Source organism: uncultured Aquabacterium sp. (genome assembly GCF_947366995.1).
In the GTDB taxonomy this organism is placed as follows: Bacteria; Pseudomonadota; Gammaproteobacteria; order Burkholderiales; family Burkholderiaceae_C; genus Aquabacterium.
Genome location: NZ_CANBCC010000016.1, coordinates 26,545 through 44,973 on the forward strand (window position 1 = coordinate 26,545; position 18,429 = coordinate 44,973).

General features: G+C 68.3%; 15 protein-coding genes and 1 tRNA gene. 5 read left to right on the forward strand and 11 right to left on the reverse strand.

Going from position 1 to position 18,429, the window contains the following annotated elements; translation table 11 throughout:
* Window positions 1-4 precede the first annotated feature (4 nt).
* Window positions 5-1,711: a diguanylate cyclase gene (locus Q0Z44_RS06595; RefSeq protein ID WP_298011342.1), complete on the forward strand. Its 1,707-nt coding sequence runs from the start codon at window positions 5-7 to the stop codon at window positions 1,709-1,711.
* An 8-nt stretch (window positions 1,712-1,719) separates the two neighbouring features.
* On the opposite strand, the gene Q0Z44_RS06600 is transcribed toward Q0Z44_RS06595, so the two are convergent.
* The 4 genes from Q0Z44_RS06600 to Q0Z44_RS06615 form a co-directional block, all read right to left on the reverse strand.
* Window positions 1,720-3,279 (reverse strand): NAD(P)H-hydrate dehydratase, encoded by a 1,560-nt coding sequence (locus tag Q0Z44_RS06600; protein WP_298011343.1) that lies wholly within the window; start codon window positions 3,277-3,279, stop codon window positions 1,720-1,722.
* A gap of 37 nt (window positions 3,280-3,316) precedes the next feature.
* Window positions 3,317-3,637, reverse strand: a complete 321-nt coding sequence (locus Q0Z44_RS06605; RefSeq protein WP_298011344.1) for an EthD family reductase — start codon at window positions 3,635-3,637, stop codon at window positions 3,317-3,319.
* A gap of 156 nt (window positions 3,638-3,793) precedes the next feature.
* Window positions 3,794-3,883: transfer RNA gene (locus Q0Z44_RS06610), tRNA-Ser, on the reverse strand.
* A 22-nt stretch (window positions 3,884-3,905) separates the two neighbouring features.
* Window positions 3,906-4,733 carry a symmetrical bis(5'-nucleosyl)-tetraphosphatase gene (locus Q0Z44_RS06615; RefSeq protein ID WP_298011345.1) on the reverse strand — a complete coding sequence of 276 codons (828 nt, stop codon included), beginning with the start codon at window positions 4,731-4,733 and terminating at the stop codon, window positions 3,906-3,908.
* Between the two features lie 63 nt (window positions 4,734-4,796).
* Here Q0Z44_RS06615 and Q0Z44_RS06620 point away from each other — a divergent pair, with 63 nt between their 5' ends.
* Entirely contained in the window at window positions 4,797-6,092 is a 1,296-nt protein-coding gene (locus tag Q0Z44_RS06620; protein WP_298011346.1) for a hemolysin family protein, read from the forward strand.
* Window positions 6,093-6,104: 12 nt separating this feature from the next.
* Here the strand turns inward: Q0Z44_RS06620 and Q0Z44_RS06625 are convergent, their stop codons facing one another.
* From Q0Z44_RS06625 to Q0Z44_RS06655, 7 genes are all read right to left on the reverse strand, one after another.
* Window positions 6,105-7,199, reverse strand: a complete 1,095-nt coding sequence (locus Q0Z44_RS06625; protein WP_298011347.1) for an ABC transporter ATP-binding protein — start codon at window positions 7,197-7,199, stop codon at window positions 6,105-6,107.
* A 50-nt stretch (window positions 7,200-7,249) separates the two neighbouring features.
* Entirely contained in the window at window positions 7,250-8,098 is an 849-nt protein-coding gene (locus Q0Z44_RS06630) for a carbohydrate ABC transporter permease (protein ID WP_109036903.1), read from the reverse strand.
* A gap of 21 nt (window positions 8,099-8,119) precedes the next feature.
* Window positions 8,120-9,013: a sugar ABC transporter permease gene (locus tag Q0Z44_RS06635; RefSeq protein ID WP_294637741.1), complete on the reverse strand. Its 894-nt coding sequence runs from the start codon at window positions 9,011-9,013 to the stop codon at window positions 8,120-8,122.
* A gap of 136 nt (window positions 9,014-9,149) precedes the next feature.
* Complete coding sequence (locus Q0Z44_RS06640; protein WP_298011365.1) at window positions 9,150-10,358, reverse strand: ABC transporter substrate-binding protein; 1,209 nt, start codon at window positions 10,356-10,358, stop codon at window positions 9,150-9,152.
* Window positions 10,359-10,540: 182 nt separating this feature from the next.
* The gene (locus Q0Z44_RS06645) at window positions 10,541-11,998 is read right to left on the reverse strand and encodes a sensor histidine kinase (protein WP_298011348.1); all 1,458 of its coding nucleotides are present in this window, start codon (window positions 11,996-11,998) and stop codon (window positions 10,541-10,543) included.
* A 27-nt stretch (window positions 11,999-12,025) separates the two neighbouring features.
* The gene (locus tag Q0Z44_RS06650; protein ID WP_298011349.1) at window positions 12,026-12,694 is read right to left on the reverse strand and encodes a response regulator transcription factor; all 669 of its coding nucleotides are present in this window, start codon (window positions 12,692-12,694) and stop codon (window positions 12,026-12,028) included.
* 20 nt (window positions 12,695-12,714) lie between these two features.
* Window positions 12,715-15,357: a DNA internalization-related competence protein ComEC/Rec2 gene (locus tag Q0Z44_RS06655; RefSeq protein WP_298011350.1), complete on the reverse strand. Its 2,643-nt coding sequence runs from the start codon at window positions 15,355-15,357 to the stop codon at window positions 12,715-12,717.
* 198 nt (window positions 15,358-15,555) lie between these two features.
* Here Q0Z44_RS06655 and Q0Z44_RS06660 point away from each other — a divergent pair, with 198 nt between their 5' ends.
* Genes Q0Z44_RS06660 through Q0Z44_RS06670 form a run of 3 tightly spaced genes read left to right on the forward strand, consistent with a single transcriptional unit; the run spans window position 15,556 to window position 18,377 of the window.
* On the forward strand, window positions 15,556-16,011 hold the full coding sequence (locus tag Q0Z44_RS06660; RefSeq protein WP_109038343.1) for a RidA family protein: 456 nt from the start codon (window positions 15,556-15,558) through the stop codon (window positions 16,009-16,011).
* 4 nt (window positions 16,012-16,015) lie between these two features.
* Window positions 16,016-16,510: a disulfide bond formation protein B gene (locus Q0Z44_RS06665; RefSeq protein ID WP_298011351.1), complete on the forward strand. Its 495-nt coding sequence runs from the start codon at window positions 16,016-16,018 to the stop codon at window positions 16,508-16,510.
* A complete protein-coding gene (locus tag Q0Z44_RS06670) occupies window positions 16,503-18,377 on the forward strand; it encodes a chorismate-binding protein (protein WP_298011352.1) in 1,875 nt (624 codons plus the stop codon). Before Q0Z44_RS06665 ends, Q0Z44_RS06670 begins: the two co-directional genes overlap by 8 nt.
* Window positions 18,378-18,429 lie beyond the last annotated feature (52 nt).

An 18,429-nucleotide genomic window follows, 5' to 3' on the forward strand; every position in this document is an offset into this window, starting at 1 on the left:
CCCCATGTCCATTCCCGGCAAGACGACCGAGGGGCAGACGCCTGCCCTGCTGGCCAAGGCCGCGCTGCGCCGCCTGGCGGAGCAACGCCTGGAACCCACGCCCGACAACTTTCGCCAGGCGTACGAGGCCGAAGGCGGCCTGACGTCGCAGCCTGCGGCGGCAGCCACCGACCTTGCGGAACGGGACCACGATGAAGGGGAGCGCTGGTCGACGCTGATCTCGCGCGTGGTGCGGGGTGCCGAGCGAGGTGGACGCCAGTGGACGATGGCGCGCAAGAAGGAAAGCCTCCAGCGCGTGCTGGAAGGCAGCCGGGGCTCGGGCACGCGCCTGCACCAGCGCCTGGGCCAGCTGATCGCCAGCTGGGACAGCGACACGCTGGACGCTGCCCCGCTGGAAGACACCGCAGACGGCATGCCCGCGGCAGCGACCGCGCCGGTGGCGCTACCCGCAGCAAGCACCACGGCGTCGGCTGTGGCGCGCACACCAACCACCGAAACCTGGCCTGTCGTGGCCAGCCATGCGGTGGCGCAATTGGGTGACACCGCCGTGCAGGCACTGCAGGGGCCCGGCGCCCCGCAGGCCGAAGCCACCCTGGCCTTGCGCCAGGCCCTCACGCGCGCACAGCAATCCGCCGGGCTGCCGCCGCACGAGGTGAATGCCCTGCAGGTCGAACTGACGCAGGCCTGCAACCAGGCACGCCGCATCATCGACCACCGCCATCTGCTGACCTCGCAGCTCACGCAACTGGTGAGCGCACTCACCGACAGCCTCGTTGACCTGGCGGAGGACGAGAGCTGGGCCCAGGGCCAGTGCCTGGCCATGCGTCATCAGATCTCGGAAGGCCTCAACCGCCGTGGCATGGACCACATCCAGGCCTTGCTGGCAGACACCCGGCAGCGTCAGCGTGTGCTCAAGTTCGAACGCGAGCAGGCACGCCAGGCGCTGAAATCCCTGATCCACCAGATGCTGCAGGAGCTGGCCGCGCTCGGCCAGACCACCGACCGCTTCCAGGACAACCTTGGCCGCTACGCCGACACGATCGGCGCGGCCGACACCTTGCAGAGCCTGGCCGGGGTGGTGCGCGAAATGGTGGCCGAAAGCCGGGCGGTGGCCTCCGTGGTGGCCGACACGCAGCAACGCCTCCACACCGAGCACAGCCGCGCCACCGAGCTCACGGCCCGCGTGCGCGAGCTTGAAGACGAGATCCGACAGCTGTCGGCCGAGGCTGCCACCGACCCGCTCACCCAGGTCGCCAATCGCCGCGGTCTCGAGAAAGCCTTCGAGGCCGAACGTTCACGCGTGGACCGCTCGAACACGGCCCTGGTGGTGGCCCTGCTGGACGTCGACAACTTCAAGAAGCTCAACGACCAGCTCGGCCACAACACGGGCGACGAAGCCCTGCGCTTCCTGGCGCGCCGCGTGAGCGAATGCCTGCGCCCCGTGGACGTGGTGGCGCGCTACGGTGGCGAAGAATTCGTGGTGATGCTGCCCGACACCTCGCTGGAAGAAGGTCAGGCCGCCCTCACCCGCCTGCAACGCACGCTCAGCGCCGAGTTCTTCACGCACGACGACAAGAAGGTCTTCATCACCTTCTCGGCTGGCGCCACGCTGTACCGCGCCGGCGAGTCGATGGAAGCGGCGCTGGAGCGCGCCGACCTGGCTCTGTACGAGGCCAAGCAATCCGGCAAAAACCGAACCTGCGTCGGCTGAAAACGGCGTCAGCCCCACAGCCGGCGCAACACCGCCGGCAGTTGCTCGGGCAGGTCGTCGGCCAGCAGACCGGGGCCAAAGGCCCGCGCCGCCTCACCATGCAGCCAGGCCCCCGCACACGCGGCCTCGAAGGCGGGCAGGCCTTGTGCCAGCAAGCCAGCGATCAAGCCACTGAGCACGTCGCCAGAACCGGCGGTGGCCAAGCTGGCGGGGCCATTGGTGTTGACCACCACCCTCCCTTCCGGATCGGCGATCACGGTATCCGGCCCCTTGTGCAGCACCACCGCGCCGCTGCGCCGCGCCGCTTCGCGGGTGACCCAGAGTTTGTCTTCCCCCGAGCCCGCGCCGAACAGCCGCCGGAACTCTCCCTCGTGCGGCGTGAGCACCACGGGCCCGGCCAGTGCGCGGAACAGCGCTTCCGGCTCGTGCTCGAACGCGGTCAGGGCATCGGCGTCCAGCACCACACCACGCCCGTCGGCCAGCAACAGCGCGTCGACCACGAGCGTGCGCAGGGTGGCCGCGGCATCGACTCCCGGCAGGCCGAGTGCCGCCCCCGGCCCCATCACCAGGCTGTGCCACTTCATTGCGCCCAACTGGCGGGACCACGCCGCGGCCATCGCGTCGGCATCCCCGTCGTCCAGCGGCTGCACCATGCCGCACAACAAGCCGCCGGCGTACACCGGCCACACCTGCCGCGGCACAAGCAAGGTTGTGAGCCCGGCGCCGACGCGCGCCGCGGCCCGCGCAGACAGCCGTGCGGCACCCGTCATCACGGCGCCACCCATCACCACCGTGTGGCCCCGAACGTATTTGTGGATGGCGACGGGGCCCGTGCGCGCTGCGGGCGCGGACGGATGTGCCCACTGATCGAGCCACAACACGGGCGCGTTCTCCCAAGTCTGATGCGCTGCCGTGGACAGGGCCTCAGGAGCAATGCCGATATCGCGCACGCAGATTTCGCCACACAGCGCCCGGCCCGGCATCAGCACGTGGCCCGGCTTCTTGCGGAAGAAGGTGACGGTCAAATTCGCCGGCGTGACACCCCAGTCGGCGCCCGTGTCACCGTGCAGGCCCGAAGGCACGTCGATCGCCACGATCGGCAGCCCTGCGGACCGTGCCCGGCGCAGCAGCGTGGCCGCGGGGCCGTCAAAAGGCCTGGTCAATCCGGCACCGAACACGGCGTCCACCACCAAGCGTGCGCCATCCAGCATGGCATCGGAGAGGGGCTCGATTGCCAGGACCTCGCTTGCACGGCTGGCGTGATGGGCCGCATCCCCATGAAGCGCGGCAATCGGCACGCTGGACGCCAGCCGGACGGGCCATCCCGCCTCGTGCAGCAACCTCGCCACCACATGGCCGTCCCCACCGTTGTTACCCGGGCCGCACAAGACCAGCACCGGCCTCGGCGCCCAGCGGGCGCGGATCGCATCGCACACCACCTTGCCAGCCGTCGCCATCAGGGCGACGCCGGGCACGCCGTGCGAGATGGCCCACGCGTCCGCCCGCGCCATCTGGGCGCACGTCAGCAGTTGGTGATCTTGAGGCAGGCAGGGCGCAGTGTGTGGCATGCCGCAAGCTTGCCATGACTCGGGCGAAAGCAGTCGGTCAGGACCGGCCGACCACCACTTCGCTGAACTGCAGCACGGGCTTCAGGTCGGTGTAGTTCGGGATGTCGGCCAGGATCTCCCCGGCGTGCGGACCGAAGGCGGCCTGGAAGGCCTCAACGGACTCGGTGTAGATGTGGCACATCGCCACGTAGGCCGGCGGCTCACCGGGCGCGCCACCCGCAAGGCCCTTGTCCACGGTGTAGAACAGGCACGCGTCACCCATGCGGGCTTTCACGAGCGGCATGTGCCGATCGCGGTAGTAGTCGTGGTCGAAACGAGCCCCTTGCTGATGGGGATACATCACGCTGATCTTGATCATCCTGTCTCCTCGGGTGTGCCGGCCGCGGGGGTGCGACCGTCGCGTCAACATAGCGCGTGAGGAGAAAACAGGAAAGGTGGCTGGGCCCGCAGTCGGGATGTGTCGGTGTGACACACCAGGGCAGCCGGGACGTGAGCGGTCCACAAGCCAGAAAGATGGCGGGTGCGGTGAGATTCGAACTCACGGAACGCGCAAACGTTCGCCGGTTTTCAAGACCGGTGCCTTAAACCGCTCGGCCACACACCCTCGGAAACGCCATTGTAGGCGCTCAGGCGCCGCCCGGCTTCTGCGCCTGCGGGCAGGACACCTGAATGATCTCGCGCGTGGCGCCGTCGACACGCGCAGCGGTGAGTTGCCCGCCCCACACGCAACCGGTGTCCAGTGCCAGCAGGTCATCGCGGTTCACCAGGCCCAGCGTCGACCAGTGGCCGAACGCCACCGGCGTGCCGGCCGTGCGGCGGCCCGGCACGTCGAACCACGGCATGTGCCCCTCCGGGGCGCCGCCTGCGCCCTCCTTCGTGCCAAACTCCATCGTGCCGTCGGCGGCGCAGAAGCGCAGGCGGGTCAAGGCGTTGACCACGCAGCGCAAGCGGTCGGCGCCGGTCAGGCCATCTTCCCAGCGGGCTGGCTCGTTGCCATACATCTGGTGCAGAAAGTCGCCCAGGTCTGCGCCGCGCAGCAGGGCTTCCACCTCGCCTGCCAGCGCCAGGGTCTGCGCCAGATCCCACTGTGGCAGCACGCCCGCATGCACCATCAGCCAGCCTTCGGCATGCACCGCCAGGCGCTGGTGCCGCACCCAGGCGAGCCAATCCTCGCGGTCGGGCGCACCCAGCACGGTGTCGAGGGTGTCACTGCGATGGGCCTTGCGCACGCCGTGGGCCACGGCCAGCATGTGCAGGTCGTGGTTGCCGAGCAGGCAGGTGGCCGAGCCGCCCAGCGCGCGCAGTTTGCGCAGGGTGCCCAGCGAATCAGGCCCTCGGTTCACCAGATCGCCCAGCACGTAGAGGTGGTCGCGGGAGGGAGAAAAATCCAGCGTGGCCAGCAGCTGTTCAAAGGGCCTGCAGCAGCCCTGGATGTCGCCAACAAGGTAGATCATGGAGGGGATTCTGCTACGCTTGCCGCGTTTGAACCGATGGCCCGGCTCTGCCCGGCGCCCTGTATGGACCTTGCCCTGCTGATCTTTCTGATCCTTCTCAACGGTGTGTTCGCGATGTCGGAAATGGCCCTGGCGGCCAGCCGAAAGGCGCGGCTGCAGGTGATGGCTGAAACCGGCGATGCCGGCGCCCAGGCAGCGATGTCCCTGCACGACAACCCCACCCAGTTTCTCTCGACGGTTCAGATCGGCATCACGTCCATCGGCGTCCTCAACGGGATCGTCGGCGAAGCGGTGTTCTCTCCCCCGCTCGCGCAGTGGCTGCTAGGCCACTTCCCGCTCTCGGAAGACGCGGCCGCCATCATCGCCACCGGCCTCGTGGTCGTGATCATCACCTTCGCATCGATCATCTTCGGCGAACTGGTGCCCAAGCGGGTGGCGCAGATGTACCCCGAGCCAGTAGCGCGGGTGGTCGCCAAGCCGATGACGTGGTTGTCGACGCTCACGCGCCCGTTCGTGCGGCTGCTCGCTGCAGCCACCGAAGGGGTGCTCAAGCTCATGGGCATCCGTGACAACGGCAACCGCAGCGTGACGGAAGAAGAGATTGCGGCCCAGCTCGAAGAGGGCCTGGATGCCGGCGTGATCGAGGCCCACGAACACCAGATGGTGCGCAACGTGTTCCGGCTGGACGAGCGCCAGATCGGTTCGATGATGATTCCGCGCGGCGACATCGCCTTCCTCAACATCGAGGCGCCGATGGCCGACAACCTGGCCACCATTGCGGAGCATGGCTACTCGCGCTACCCGGTGTGCCGGGGCGGGCTTGATGATGTGGTGGGCGTGGTGACCGCGCAGCAACTGCTGCACCAGCTGACCCAACAACAGCAGGCCACGCTGGGTGAAGGCCTGCAGCCGGCGGTCTTCGTGCCCGAAACCCTGTCCGGCATGGAGTTGCTCGAGCACTTCCGCGCCTCCGACACGCAGATGGTGTTCGTGGTGGACGAGTACGGCGAGGTGCAGGGCGTGATCACCCTGCGCGACGTGCTGGAAGCCATCACAGGCGAATTCACTCCGCCAGAGGCCGAAGACGCCTGGGCGGTGCAGCGCGAGGACGGCTCGTGGCTGATCGATGGCCTGATCCCCGTCCCGGAGTTGAAGGACCGCCTGGGTCTGAAGACCCTGCCCGATGAGGACCGTGGCCGCTACAACACGCTCGCCGGCATGGTGATGCTGCTGCTGGGGCGCCTGCCGCGCACGGCCGACATCGTGGAATGGCAGGACTGGCGCTTCGAGGTCGTCGACATGGACGGCAAGCGCATCGACAAGGTGCTCGCTTCCCGCATCGTTGAGCAGGAAGACTGAGCAGCCAGCGCGTCAGCCGATGCGCTGATCGGTCGCGTCGTCAAACAGGTGGGCTTCAGCCGCATCCCAGCGCAGGCCCACCCGTTCGCCCACCGTGAGGTTGGCACGCGGCCCAGCCACGCGCGACACCAGCGGCCCGATCGGCGTGTCGAGGAACACATAGGTTTCAGGGCCTGTAGGCTCCAGCATGGTCACGGCGCCCGCCAGGTTGGCGCCTTCGACGGGCCCGATGGACAGGCTCTCGGGTCGCAACCCGTACGTCACGTCACCCTGCCCCGGCTGCTGCTGCTGCTGCTGCAGGGCAGTCAGATGGCCCTCCGCGAGCGGCAGGCTCACCCCATGAGCGACCAGCCCGGCCGCACCGACAGCACGGTGCGACTTCACCATGTTCATGGCCGGCGAGCCGATGAACTCGGCCACGAACTTCGTCGCGGGGCGCGAGTAGATGTCGTCCGGCGTGCCGAACTGCTGCAGCACACCGTCCTTCATCACCGCAATGCGGTCGCCCAGCGTCATGGCCTCGACCTGGTCGTGCGTGACGTAGACAGTGGTGGTGCGGGTGCGCTGGTGCAGCAGCTTGATCTCGGCGCGCATCTCGACACGCAGCTTGGCGTCGAGGTTGGACAGCGGCTCGTCGAACAGGAAGAGCTTGGGGTTGCGGGCCAGCGCCCGGCCCATCGCCACGCGCTGACGCTGGCCGCCCGACAGCTGGCCCGGCTTGCGCTTGAGCAGGTGCTCGATCTGCAGCATCTTGGCCACGCGGGCCACCGCCGCTTCGCGCTCGGCCTTGGGCACCTTGCGCATCTCCAGGCCGAAGGCGATGTTTTCGGCCACGTTCATGCTGGGGTACAACGCATAGCTCTGGAACACCATGGCGATGTCGCGGTCCTTCGGGGGGGCGAAGGTCACGTCCTGGTCGCCGATCAGGATGTTGCCGGACGTCGGCGTGTCCAGCCCGGCGATCATGCTCAGCAGTGTGGATTTTCCGCAGCCCGACGGGCCGACCAGGATCAGGAACTCGCCGGCTTCGATCTCGATGTCGATGCCCTTGAGGATCTCGTGGCCACCGTAGGCCTTGCGAACGTTGCGGATGGAAAGAGCGCCCATGGGCTTGTCCTTCTTGTGTGAATTCGAGCGGATGAGGGGATCGGGCCGGATCAGCCCTTGACGGCGCCAGCGGTCAGGCCGCGCACGAAGTACTTGCCGGCGACGGCGTAGACGAACAGCGTGGGCAGCGCGGCAATCAGGGCGGCCGCCATGTCGACGTTGTATTCCTTGACCGTGCTGGAGGTGTTGGCCAGGTTGTTCAGGCCTACGGTGATCGGTTTGGACTCGGCACCGGAGAACACCACGCCGTAGAGGAAGTCGTTCCAGATCGCGGTGAACTGCCAGATCAGCACGACGACCACGATGGGCGTCGACAGCGGCAACACGATGCGAAAGAAGATGCGCCAGAAACCAGCACCATCCAGCATCGCGGCCTTGATCAGTTCATCGGGCAGCCCGACGTAGTAGTTGCGGAAGAACAGCGTGGTCGACGCCAGGCCGGCGATCACGTGCACGATGACGAGGCCCCACACCGAGCTGGACAGGCCGAACCAGCCCAGCACCTGCGACATGGGCAGCAACACCACCTGCATCGGCATGAACACGCCGAACAGCATCAGCGCGAACATGACTTCGCTGCCGCGGAAGCGCCACTTGCTGAAGATGTAGCCGTTGATGGCCCCCAGCACGGTCGAGATCAGCACCGCCGGCACCACCATCACGACCGAGTTCCAGAAGTAAGGCTTGAGGCCGCCGCAATCGGCACCGGTGCAGGCGGTGGACCAGGCCTTGAGCCACGCGTCGAGGTTGATGGAGCCGGGCAGCGACAGCAGGTTGCCGTTGCGGATCTCGTCCATGTCCTTGAGCGACGTGACGAGCATGACGTACATCGGTGCCAGGAAGACCAGCGCGAACAGGCCCAGCAGCGTGTAGATGGCGAATCGATGGAATCGGTTCATGGTGAGCACTCCTGCGGGCAATCAGCGGCGGGCCCGCAGTTCGGAATACAGATAAGGCACGACGATCGCGGCCACGGTGGCCAGCATCACGGTGGCTGAAGCCGCCCCCAGGCCGATCTGGCCGCGGGTGAAGGACATCGCGTACATGAAGGTGGCGGGCACGTCGGACGCATAGCCCGGGCCGCCGGCGGTCAGCGCCATCACCAGGTCGAAGCTCTTGATCGCGAGGTGGGCCAGCACCATCAGCGTCGAGAAGAAGACGGGGCGCAGGCTGGGCACGATGATGCGCCAGTAGATGCGCGGCAGCGAAGCACCATCGACCTGGGCCGCCTTGATGATGCTGTCGTCGATGCCCCGCAGACCGGCCAGGAACAGCGCCATCACGAAGCCGGCGCTCTGCCACACCCCGGCGATGACCACGCAGTAGATGGCGTAGTCGGGGTCGACCAGCCAACCAAAGGTGAAGTTCTCGAAGCCCCATTGCTGCATGAGGTTCTCGATGCCCAGACCCGGGTTCAGGATCCACTTCCAGGCCGTGCCGGTGACGATGAACGAGATCGCCATCGGGTAGAGGTAGACGGTGCGCAGAAAGCCTTCGGCGCGGATCTTCTGATCGAGCAGGATGGCCAGGAACAGCCCGATGGCCATGCCGAATCCGATGAACAGCGCGCTGAACACCCACAGGTTCTTGAGCGCCACCATCCAGCGCTCGCTCTCGAACAGCAGTTCGTACTGCGCCAGCCCCACGAACTCGTAGTTGGGCAGCAGGCGCGAGGCCGACACCGAGAGGTAGCCGTTCCAGATCATCAGACCGTAGATGAACAGCATCGCGACAAGAAAGGACGGCGCCAGCACCAGCTTGGGGAGCCAGTGTGTGCGCGGCTTGTGGATCGTGGGGGTGGCGGGTCGGGTCATGTCAGCGACATCCCTTCAGAAAGAACAGGCAAAAGAAAGGGCCGCCCATGCGCGAACAACATCGGCATGGGGGCAAGGGGCCAGGGCCGCTCGTGACGGCCCTGCCCTTCGCATCGCGTGATGCGGCTTGCTCGGTTTACTTGGTGCGTGCGGCGGCGGCGATCTTGTCCATGGCCTGGGCCACGGTCATGCGGTCGCTGTTCCAGAAGTTGGACACCGCGTCCTTGATCGCACCTTCAGCGGCCGACGACACGGCCATGCCATGGGCAATCGACGGCACCAGCGTGTTGGTCTTGGCCGTCTCGACAAAGTCCTTGGAAGACTGCTTGGCGCAATCGTCGAACTTGTCCATGTTCTGGCCCAGGCGCACCGGGATCGAACCCTTGTTCAGGTTGAAGACCTCCTGGAACTCGGGCGACATGACGGCCGCAGCCAGGTCCTTCTGGGCCTTCACATTGGCCTCGTTCTTGAGCTTGAACAGCGCGAACGAGTCGATGTTGAAGGTGAAGGCCTTGGCGGTGCCCGGTGCGGCCGTGCAGACGAAATCGACGCCCGGCTTCTTGCCGGCCGAGATGAACTCGCCCTTGGCCCAGTCGCCCATCAGCTGCATGCCGGCCTCGCCACGGATCACCATGGCCGTGGCCAGGTTCCAGTCGCGGCCCGGCGCATTCTTGTCGGTGTAGCTCTTCACGCGCTTGAACGTCGTGAGCACCTTGGTCATGGTCTCGCTCTTGAGCGTGGCCTGGTCCAGCTGCACCAGCGCCTTCTTGTAGAACTCGGTGCCCCCCACACCCAGCGCCACCGCCTCGAAGGTGGTGAAGTCCTGCCAGTTCTGGCCACCGTGGGCTACGGGAATGATGCCGGCGGCCTTCAGTTTTTCAGCGGCTGCAAAGAACTCGTCCCAGTTGGTCGGCACCTTGGCACCGGCCTTCTTGAAGGCTTCCGGGTTGGCCCACAGCCAGTTGACGCGGTGCACGTTGACCGGCACGGCCACGTACTTGCCCTTGTACTTCATGATGTTGCCCACGACCGTGGGCAGCAGCTTGTCCCACTGGTTGGTGGCGGCCACGTCCGACATGTCGGCCAGCACACCTTCCTGTGCCCACTCCTGAAGGGACGGTCCCTTGATCTGGGCCGCCGCCGGTGCGTTGCCCGACACGACGCGCGACTTCAGCACCGTCATGGCCGAGTCCCCGCCGCCGCCCGCCACGGCGAAGTCCTTCCAGCTGTGGCCCTTGGCCTGCAACGTGGCCTGCAGCGACTTGGCCGCCTTGGCTTCGCCGCCCGAAGTCCACCAGTGCAGCACTTCGACTTCGCCGGCCTGCGCGGCCAGGACGGTCACCATCGAGGCGGCGACCACGGCACCCGCGCGCAGCGCGAACATCATCTTCTTCGACATGGGGCGTCTCCTTCTCGTCAACGAGGGATCTGTGTGTGTTTGAGGATCAACGGGCGTGCAGCGTGGCGCCTCACAAACCGTTAATGAATTATTAATAAATTAACGGTTCTTGAATCCAGGGGTCTTCCCTAGGTTCGCGCGCGAACCGGCAGGCTGACCCGCACACGTAGACCGTGTGGCACCACGTTGTACAGCGAGACGCTGCCCCCATGCTGAAGGATGATTTCCCGGACGATGGGCAAACCGAGGCCGCAGCCCGTACCGTCGTTGCTGCCGCGCACGAAGCGCTCGAACACCCGCGCGTGGTCAGCCGTCGGAATGCCGGGGCCGTTGTCCTCCACCTCGACCACCACCTGCTCGCCTTCGCGGCGGGTACGCACGGTGACGAGGCTGCCGCGCCCGGCATACCGCATCGCGTTGTCGATGAGGTTCACCAGGGCCTCGCGCAGAAGCAAGGGGTTGCCGATCACCACCAATTCGTTGTCGGCCCGGCCTTCGCCCTCGTGCGACTCCGGCTCATCACACCCCAGGTCCACGCCCATCTGCAGCGCGCGGGGCACCAACTCGGCCGTCAACTCGCGCGCCAACGGGCCGATGGGCACCGGCACCTGGCCCTGCTTCATGGCCGATTCAGGCTCGGCCCGCGCCAGCGTCAGCAACTGGTTCACCAGATGCGCGCTGCGCATGGCGCTCGCCCGCACGCGCTCAAGCCGGGCCCGCAGCTGTGGCTCCTGGGCCGCTTCCAGCGCCAGCTCGGCCTGAGATTTCACACCGGCCAGCGGGGTGCGAAGCTGGTGGGCCGCGTCGCTGATGAAGCGCTTCTGCGTCTCGACGTTGCGTCGCACCGAGGCCAGCAGGCTGTTGAGCGCCATCACCAGCGCATGCACCTCGGCAGGCGCGGCCGTCATGCGGATCGGATTGAGGTCGTTGGGATGGCGGTCTTCCACCAGCCGGCGCAGCCGGGACAGCGGCGCCAACCCCGCCCGAATGCCCGCCCAGACGATCAGGGTCATCAGCACGATCAGCCCTGACAGTGGCAAGGCAGTGTCAATGAGGATGCGCCGAGCCAGGGCCTCTCGGCTGGCGCGGCTCTTGGCAACCTGTACCAGCAGACGCTCCTTGCCCCCCTCGCCATAGGGCAGCAGCAGCGCGGCCACACGCACGCGCGTCTCGCGCACGGTGGCGTCATAGAAATAGGGCTGGTCGTTCTCCAGCTGGACGCGCTCGGATGGCGGCGGCAGTTGCTGGTTGCCCAGGATGAACCGCCCGGGCGGCGTGCTGACCATGTAGTAGACCGTGTCGTCGGGGTCGGTCTCAATGATGTCGCGGGCCGCACGCGGGAAGTCGATCAGCAGGCCGTTGTCGATCGGCTTCACCTGGCGAGCGAGCGCGCGCGAGGTCTGGAACAGACTGCGGTCGACCATCTGGTTGGCGTAGTTCGATGCCACGCTGTACGTGACGAACGCCCCCACCAGCCACAGCACCAGCTGTGGCAGCACGATCCACCACAGAAGCTGACGGCTGAGCGGGCTGCCGACCCGCAGGTCGAGCGCCTCGGCACGGTCATCGTCCGTCGGACCGGGCAAGGGGGAGTCCCGCACGGCGCCCCGGCGTCAGGCCTGCAGTTCGAGCAGGTAGCCCAGCCCGCGCACCGTGCGGATCGACACGCCCGAGGGCTCGAGCTTGCGACGCAGCCGATGGATGTAGACCTCGATGGAACTGGGGCCACCCTGGTTGCGATCCAGATCCCAGGCTTGTGCGATCTCGTCCTTGGTCACCACCTTGTCGCGCTGGGTGAGCAAAAGGTCGAGCAGCTCCCACTCCCGCGGTGACAACTCCACCGGCTCACCGTCGACGACGGCACGACGCGCCTCGCGGTCAAAGCTCAGCGCCCCGAGCGACACGGTGCTGCCCGCCTGGGGCTTGAAGCGGCGCAGCAGCGCACGGATCCGCGCCTCGAGCTCCGGGAAGTCGAAGGGTTTGGTCAGGTAGTCGTCGGCCCCGGCATTGAGGCCGGCCACCCGGTGCTCCAGCCCGTCAAGGGCGGTGAGGATGAGGATGGGCAACGCCGGCTTGACCTCGCGCACGGCCTTCAGCACGCTCAGGCCGTCGAGCTTCGGCAAACCGAGGTCCAGCACGGCCACGTCGAAAGGCTGGGAAGTCAGGGCTTCGAGCGCGGTACGCCCGTCGGCCGCCACCTGGGTCTGAAACCCGGCATTGCCGAGCTGTTCGGCCAGGGCATCGGCCAGGATGTCGTCGTCTTCAGCAAGCAGGACACGCATCCCTCAAGCATACGAGAGTTTCAATCGCGTCCGTCGCGCACGAACCAGTATCGGGCGGTGGTGTCGCGCCAGCAACTCCCGCGCGGGGCGGTGCTGTCCCACGTCCATGCACCACAGGCTGGCGTGCCGCGAACGGCGATGCCGTGCTCGCTGTAGCGCCGCATCACCACAGGAGACGGGTGCCCGTACGCATTGCGGCGCCCGACTTGTACCACGGCATCGCGGGGCTGCACCGCCTTCAGGAGGGCCTCGCTCGACGAGCCGGCGCTGCCATGATGCGGCACCACCAGCACGGTGCTGCTCAGCACGTCGGCGCCATGTCGCGCCACCAGGGCGCGTTCCTCGGCGTGGCCGATGTCGCCAGTAAGAAGCAGCGACGCGGCGTCCTGGCCCGCCCGTGCCGGCACGCTGACCCTCAGGACACAGGAATGCGCGTTGCCGTCGCTGCGCCGGCCATCAGATCGATCGGCCCGCCGTGTGAACGGGTGCAGCACCTCGAATCGGACGCCGTCCCAGGTCCACGCTTGTCCTGCCTCACACGGCTTCGCCTCGGGGCGAGGGCCGGGTGCCTCCCCGGAGGGCGCCAGCAGCGGGTGACCTGCCGGCAAGCTGTGGTGCAAGGCCATCACCGGCACCCCGCCGAGCACGGCACGCGCACCACCGGCATGGTCCGCGTCTTCGTGGCTGAGCATCAGCGTGTCGAGTTGCGTCACACCGAGGGCCTGCAGCAAGGGCAGCACCACACGTTCACCCGCATCGTGCTCGCGGCCCATGGCGGGGCCGGCGTCGAACAACAAGGCATGGCGCGCGGTGCGCACCAGCACCGCACTGCCCTGCCCCACGTCGGCGGCCACCACGTGGAAGCCGTGCGCGGGCGGTGGCAAGACCCGCCACGTCGGGGGCAACCACGCCAGCGGCAACAGCGAGGGCATGAGCAGCAGCTTCAGCCGCCAGGGCCACGGCCGCAGGCACAGCATCCCCGCGGCCACCATGCCGACCGTGAGCCACAGCGGCGTCTCGGGCGACGACCAGGTGGCGTAAGGCACCTCGGCAAGCCAACCCAGCACCGCGCGCATCACCTCCACCCCGTGCGCCGCCAGCCCCCAGATCGGCGACCACACGACGCCGAGCAGGGCCATCGGCGTGATCAGCAAGGTGAACACCGGGATGGCGACCAGGTTCGCCACCAGACCGATCAGCGAAAACTGCTGAAAGCACGCCAGGGTGACGGGTGCCAGCGACAAGGTCACGAGCACCTGCACGCGAAGCAGTTCGCGGCCCTGGGCCCACAGTGTCTGCGCGCGACCACGCCATGATGACCTGGTCGGCAGGGTATCGGGCCCGTTCGGCAGCGGGCCACCCTGGTGAGGCTCCGGTCCCCGCCCCGGCTGCCGGATGCTGCCATCGTTCATCAACACGGCCACCGCCACGAACGACAGCCAGAACCCGGCCTGGCGCCACGCCCAGGGCTCGAACGCCAGCACGCCCGCCGCGGCCCACAGACACACCAGGGGCCACGGCCAGCGGCGCGCTCCGCTGCGCAGCAGCGAGACGATCAGCAGCATCCACACCGTGCGCTGCGCGGGCAGCCCCCAGCCGGCCAGCACGGCATAGCCGGCAGCGCCCGCCACCCCCACCCAGCGGGCCACCTCAGGGGCGGGCCACCGCAACGCCAGGGCAGGCACGCGGCCCCACAGCCGGCGAACCAGCCAGGCCACCAACCAGCCGCACATCACGACGTGCGTGCCACTGATGGCCACCACGTGCGCCACACCCGTCTGGCGGAAGATGGCCCAGTCATCCCGCTCGATGGCAGATTGATCCCCGACCGCCAGCCCGGCGAGCACGCCCGCGCTGGCCGGGTTGCTCACGGCCTGCGCAATGGCTTCGCGCACCGCATGGCGGGCGCGCTCCACCCACCCATCCGACCACCCTTCGGCCGCCGCAACGCGCACGGGTGCTTCCGGCTTGGCCCGCACCGACGCCACGGCCCTCACACCGCGCGCGAACGGGCCGAGCTCCGCATCGTGGCCGCCAGGGTTGGCCAGCCCGTCAGGCGCACGCACCTTGGCTCGCAGTCGCCAGACCTCGCCGGAACGCAATGCAGTCATCGCCAGGCCCTCGGGCGCCTGCAATTGAAGCCGATGAAAAGGCCGCTTCGGCGCGGGCCGTGCCCCCTGGCACCCCTGCCCCTCGGCGCCCAGCAGGATGGCATCCACGCGCACACCCCACGCCGTGCGGGCCGGCAAACCGTCGATCTGCACGCACAGCGGCACCTCACGCCCCTGCCAGCCCGACGGCACTGCCTCCGCCAGCCTGGCGGAGGCCCGCATCCCCGTGAGCCCCCACCCCAGCAGCAGGGCGGCCGCCACACACGCGGCACCGCGCCCCAGCCAGTACGGTGCACGGCGCATTGTCCAGACGGCGAACACCAAAAGCCCTGCCGCCACGGCCAGCGCCAGCGCGTGCAAAGCAAGCGACGACACGGTGCGCTGCCCCAGCTGGACCGCGGTGCCGGCCACCCACGCGAGCGGACACAGCCACGCCAACCACCACCCCGTCGACACCACCACCGTCGATTCAGCCCAGCTCAGGCCGCGCCCCCGCGGTGTAGGCACCGACGCGGGGCAACGAGGCAGCACATCAGGAGGGGCGACAGACATGGGCTGGGTGAGGGCTGAACCCGTCAGCATGGCGCCGCCGCAACGGCTTGCCCACCCCCGCACGGGCCACCTCTGAGGGTGACTTGACCGTCGCACCATGCCCCCAGCGGCAGGACGGAACGCCCTCATGTACCATCCCCGCCAAACGCCGCGTTGCACCCGCGCGCCGGCCTCCCCCTTCTCGTCGCCCCCGCCATCATGAGCATCGCCCAACGCCTTGAAGCCCTCGGCATCACCCTGCCGCCCGTGTCCATCCCCGCTGCTGCCTACGTGCCTTTCGTGCGCAGCGGCAACATGGTCTACCTGTCGGGCCACATCGCCCGCAAGGACGGCCAGGTGTGGGTGGGGCAGCTTGGCAAGAACCTGACCACCGAGGAAGGCAAGGCCGCCGCCCGCGCGGTCGCCATCGACCTGCTCGGCACGCTGAACGCGGCGGCCGGTGGGCTGGACAAGGTGGTGCGCATCGTGAAGGCCACCAGCCTGGTCAACAGCACGCCCGAATTCACCGAGCACCACCTGGTCACCAACGGCTTTTCCGAGCTGATCGGCGAGGTCTTTGGCGAAGCCGGCAAGCACGCCCGCAGCGCCTTCGGCGTGGCACAGGTTCCGCTGGGTGCCTGCGTCGAGATCGAGCTGATTGCCGAGGTGGCCTGAGGCCATGGCACTGACCGCTCTGCCCTCCCGTACTCTGCTGACCGGCCTGGGCGCCGTGTGCGCGTTGTCCGTCGGCTTCGCCCTCTACGCGCAGCACCAGTGGGGCATGGAGCCTTGCCCGTGGTGCATCCTGCAGCGCATCCTGTTCGTCGCTGTGGCGGTGCTGTGCCTGATCGGCGCAGCGCTCCCGGCCGGGTGGCCGCGCCGTGCACCCGCGCTGGTGGGCGTGCTGCTGTCCGCATCGGGCATCGCGGCCGCGCTGTGGCAGCACTTCGTCGCCGCCCGCACCAACTCGTGCGCCCTGACACTGGCCGACAAGGTCATCAGCGGGCTGGGCCTCGACACGCGCTGGCCCGAGGTCTTCGAGGTGCGCGCATCCTGTGCCGATGCCGCCGTGAACCTTCTCGGCGTGCCCTTCGCGTTCTGGAGCCTGGCGCTGTTTGCCGTCGTGGGCCTGGTGCTGCTGACGGTGGCCGTCTCGCCTGCACGCCGTGCTTGATCAGGATCCCGCCTTCCCCACCGCGCTCGTCGACTTCCCCCTGCCCGACGGCCCGGGCCGTGCACGCTGGCGCTTCGAACGCCCAACACAATGGCTGGTGGCCCATGACCCCAGCCAGGTCGCCGGCCTGCTGGACGCAGCACACGCGCTCGCCAAGGCCGGGCACTGGTGCGTGGGGTGGGTGGCCTACGAGGCCGCCCCCGGCCTGGACCCGCACCTGCCGGTGAAGGCCCTGCCCCCCGGGCAACCTTACGCCGTCTGGGCGGTGTTCAACGACGCAGAAGCATGGGACGGCAGCCCGCTCGCCGCGCCCGAGCCCGCCTGGTCTGCCAGCGCATGGACCGCCGAACTGGACGAAGCCGCCGTACTGGGCCGCGTAGAAACCATTCGCGAGCTGATCCGCGCGGGCGAGGTCTATCAGATCAACCTCACCGCCCGCCTGCGCAGCCCCTTTGAAGGCGGCTCCGAAGGCATGTGGCCGTACTTTCGCGCGCTGCAGCGCAGCCAGCCGGAGGGGTATACGCTGATGCTGGACGCCCGGGCGGCCTGCCGTGCCCCGGGCGCCGTGCTGAGCGTCTCGCCGGAGCTGTTCTTCGACTGGGACGGCGAGACGCTGGTGACCCGGCCGATGAAGGGCACCGCCGCACGTCGGCCCGAGGCGCAGGCCGACGCCCGCGCCGCCGACTGCCTGCGCAGCAGCGACAAGGAACGCGCCGAGAACCTGATGATCGTCGACCTGCTGCGCAACGACCTGTCGCGCGTGGCCGAGGTCGGCTCGGTGCGCGTGCCATCGCTGTTCGACCTGCACGCCCTGCCCACAGTCTGGCAGATGACATCGACCATCACCGCGCGCAGCCGGGCAGGGCTTCGTCTGAGCGAAGCGTTTGCGGCCCTGTTCCCGTGTGGCTCGGTCACCGGTGCCCCGAAGCGACAGGCGATGCACCACATTGCCCGGCTTGAGCGCAGTGCCCGCGGCGTGTACTGCGGCGCCGTCGGTCTCATGCAGCCCGGCGGGCGGGTCACGTTCAATGTGCCCATCCGCACGGTCTGCCTGCACACGCCCCCGCCGCCCGCGCCCTGGCGTGCCGAGTGCGGCATCGGCAGCGGCATCACGCTGGACGCCACAGGCCCCGGTGAGGTGCTTGAATGGCAGGCCAAGCAGGGCTTTCTGTCCCGCGCGGCGCAGCCCTTCCAGCTGATCGAATCCCTGCGCCTGGAGGTTGGACGCATGTGTCGGGTGGATCGTCACCTTGCGCGCCTGGCGGCCAGCGCCGCGCATTTCGGCTGGCCCGTGTTGACCCCGGCGCAACGCCATGGTCTGGATCAGGCGCTGAGCCAGATCGCGCTCGCGCACCCCACGGGCGTGCACAAGGTCAGGTTGCTGCTGGGCCCCGACGGCCGCTTCAGCGTGGAAGCGGCTGCCCTTTCCGGCCCGGGCACACCCGGTGCCGATCCGGGATCCGTGCGTGTGGCACTGGCCCGCACAACCATGCCACCAGCGGACGACTTCATCCGCCACAAGACCACACGACGCCAGGCCTACGCCGGCTTTGCACCACCGCCCGGGTGCTTCGACACCCTGCTGCACAACGAGGCGGGCCTGCTGACCGAGTTCACGATCGGCAACCTCGCCCTGCAACTGGACGGTACTTGGTACACGCCCCAGCTGGAGGCGGGCCTGCTGCCCGGCGTGATGCGCGCTGCGGCGCTGGCCAGCGGCGAGTTGCACGAGCGCCCGCTCCATCGCAGCGACCTGTTAAAAGCGGACGCCGCGGCACTGCTCAACAGCGTGCGCGAGTGGGTTCCCGTCGACCTGGCGGACCTGCAGCAGCAAGCCCGCCTGGCCGGCTGGGCCACGCCAGCCTGACGCCACCAGACATGACCCGCATCACACCGGGTTCACGCTTCCCTGGCAGACT

Bases quoted from the DNA above. Each gene is read 5' to 3' on its own strand.
- Q0Z44_RS06630 (WP_109036903.1), bottom strand. From the start codon at position 8,098: ATGAACCGATTCCATCGATTCGCCATCTACACGCTGCTGGGCCTGTTC.
- Q0Z44_RS06655 (WP_298011350.1), bottom strand. From the start codon at position 15,357: ATGTCTGTCGCCCCTCCTGATGTGCTGCCTCGTTGCCCCGCGTCGGTG.
- Q0Z44_RS06620 (WP_298011346.1), top strand. From the start codon at position 4,797: ATGGACCTTGCCCTGCTGATCTTTCTGATCCTTCTCAACGGTGTGTTC.
- Q0Z44_RS06600 (WP_298011343.1), bottom strand. From the start codon at position 3,279: ATGCCACACACTGCGCCCTGCCTGCCTCAAGATCACCAACTGCTGACG.
- Q0Z44_RS06595 (WP_298011342.1), top strand. From the start codon at position 5: ATGTCCATTCCCGGCAAGACGACCGAGGGGCAGACGCCTGCCCTGCTG.
- Q0Z44_RS06635 (WP_294637741.1), bottom strand. From the start codon at position 9,013: ATGACCCGACCCGCCACCCCCACGATCCACAAGCCGCGCACACACTGG.
- Q0Z44_RS06625 (WP_298011347.1), bottom strand. From the start codon at position 7,199: ATGGGCGCTCTTTCCATCCGCAACGTTCGCAAGGCCTACGGTGGCCAC.
- Q0Z44_RS06615 (WP_298011345.1), bottom strand. From the start codon at position 4,733: ATGATCTACCTTGTTGGCGACATCCAGGGCTGCTGCAGGCCCTTTGAA.
- Q0Z44_RS06605 (WP_298011344.1), bottom strand. From the start codon at position 3,637: ATGATCAAGATCAGCGTGATGTATCCCCATCAGCAAGGGGCTCGTTTC.
- Q0Z44_RS06650 (WP_298011349.1), bottom strand. From the start codon at position 12,694: ATGCGTGTCCTGCTTGCTGAAGACGACGACATCCTGGCCGATGCCCTG.
- Q0Z44_RS06660 (WP_109038343.1), top strand. From the start codon at position 15,556: ATGAGCATCGCCCAACGCCTTGAAGCCCTCGGCATCACCCTGCCGCCC.
- Q0Z44_RS06665 (WP_298011351.1), top strand. From the start codon at position 16,016: ATGGCACTGACCGCTCTGCCCTCCCGTACTCTGCTGACCGGCCTGGGC.
- Q0Z44_RS06640 (WP_298011365.1), bottom strand. From the start codon at position 10,358: ATGGTGACCGTCCTGGCCGCGCAGGCCGGCGAAGTCGAAGTGCTGCAC.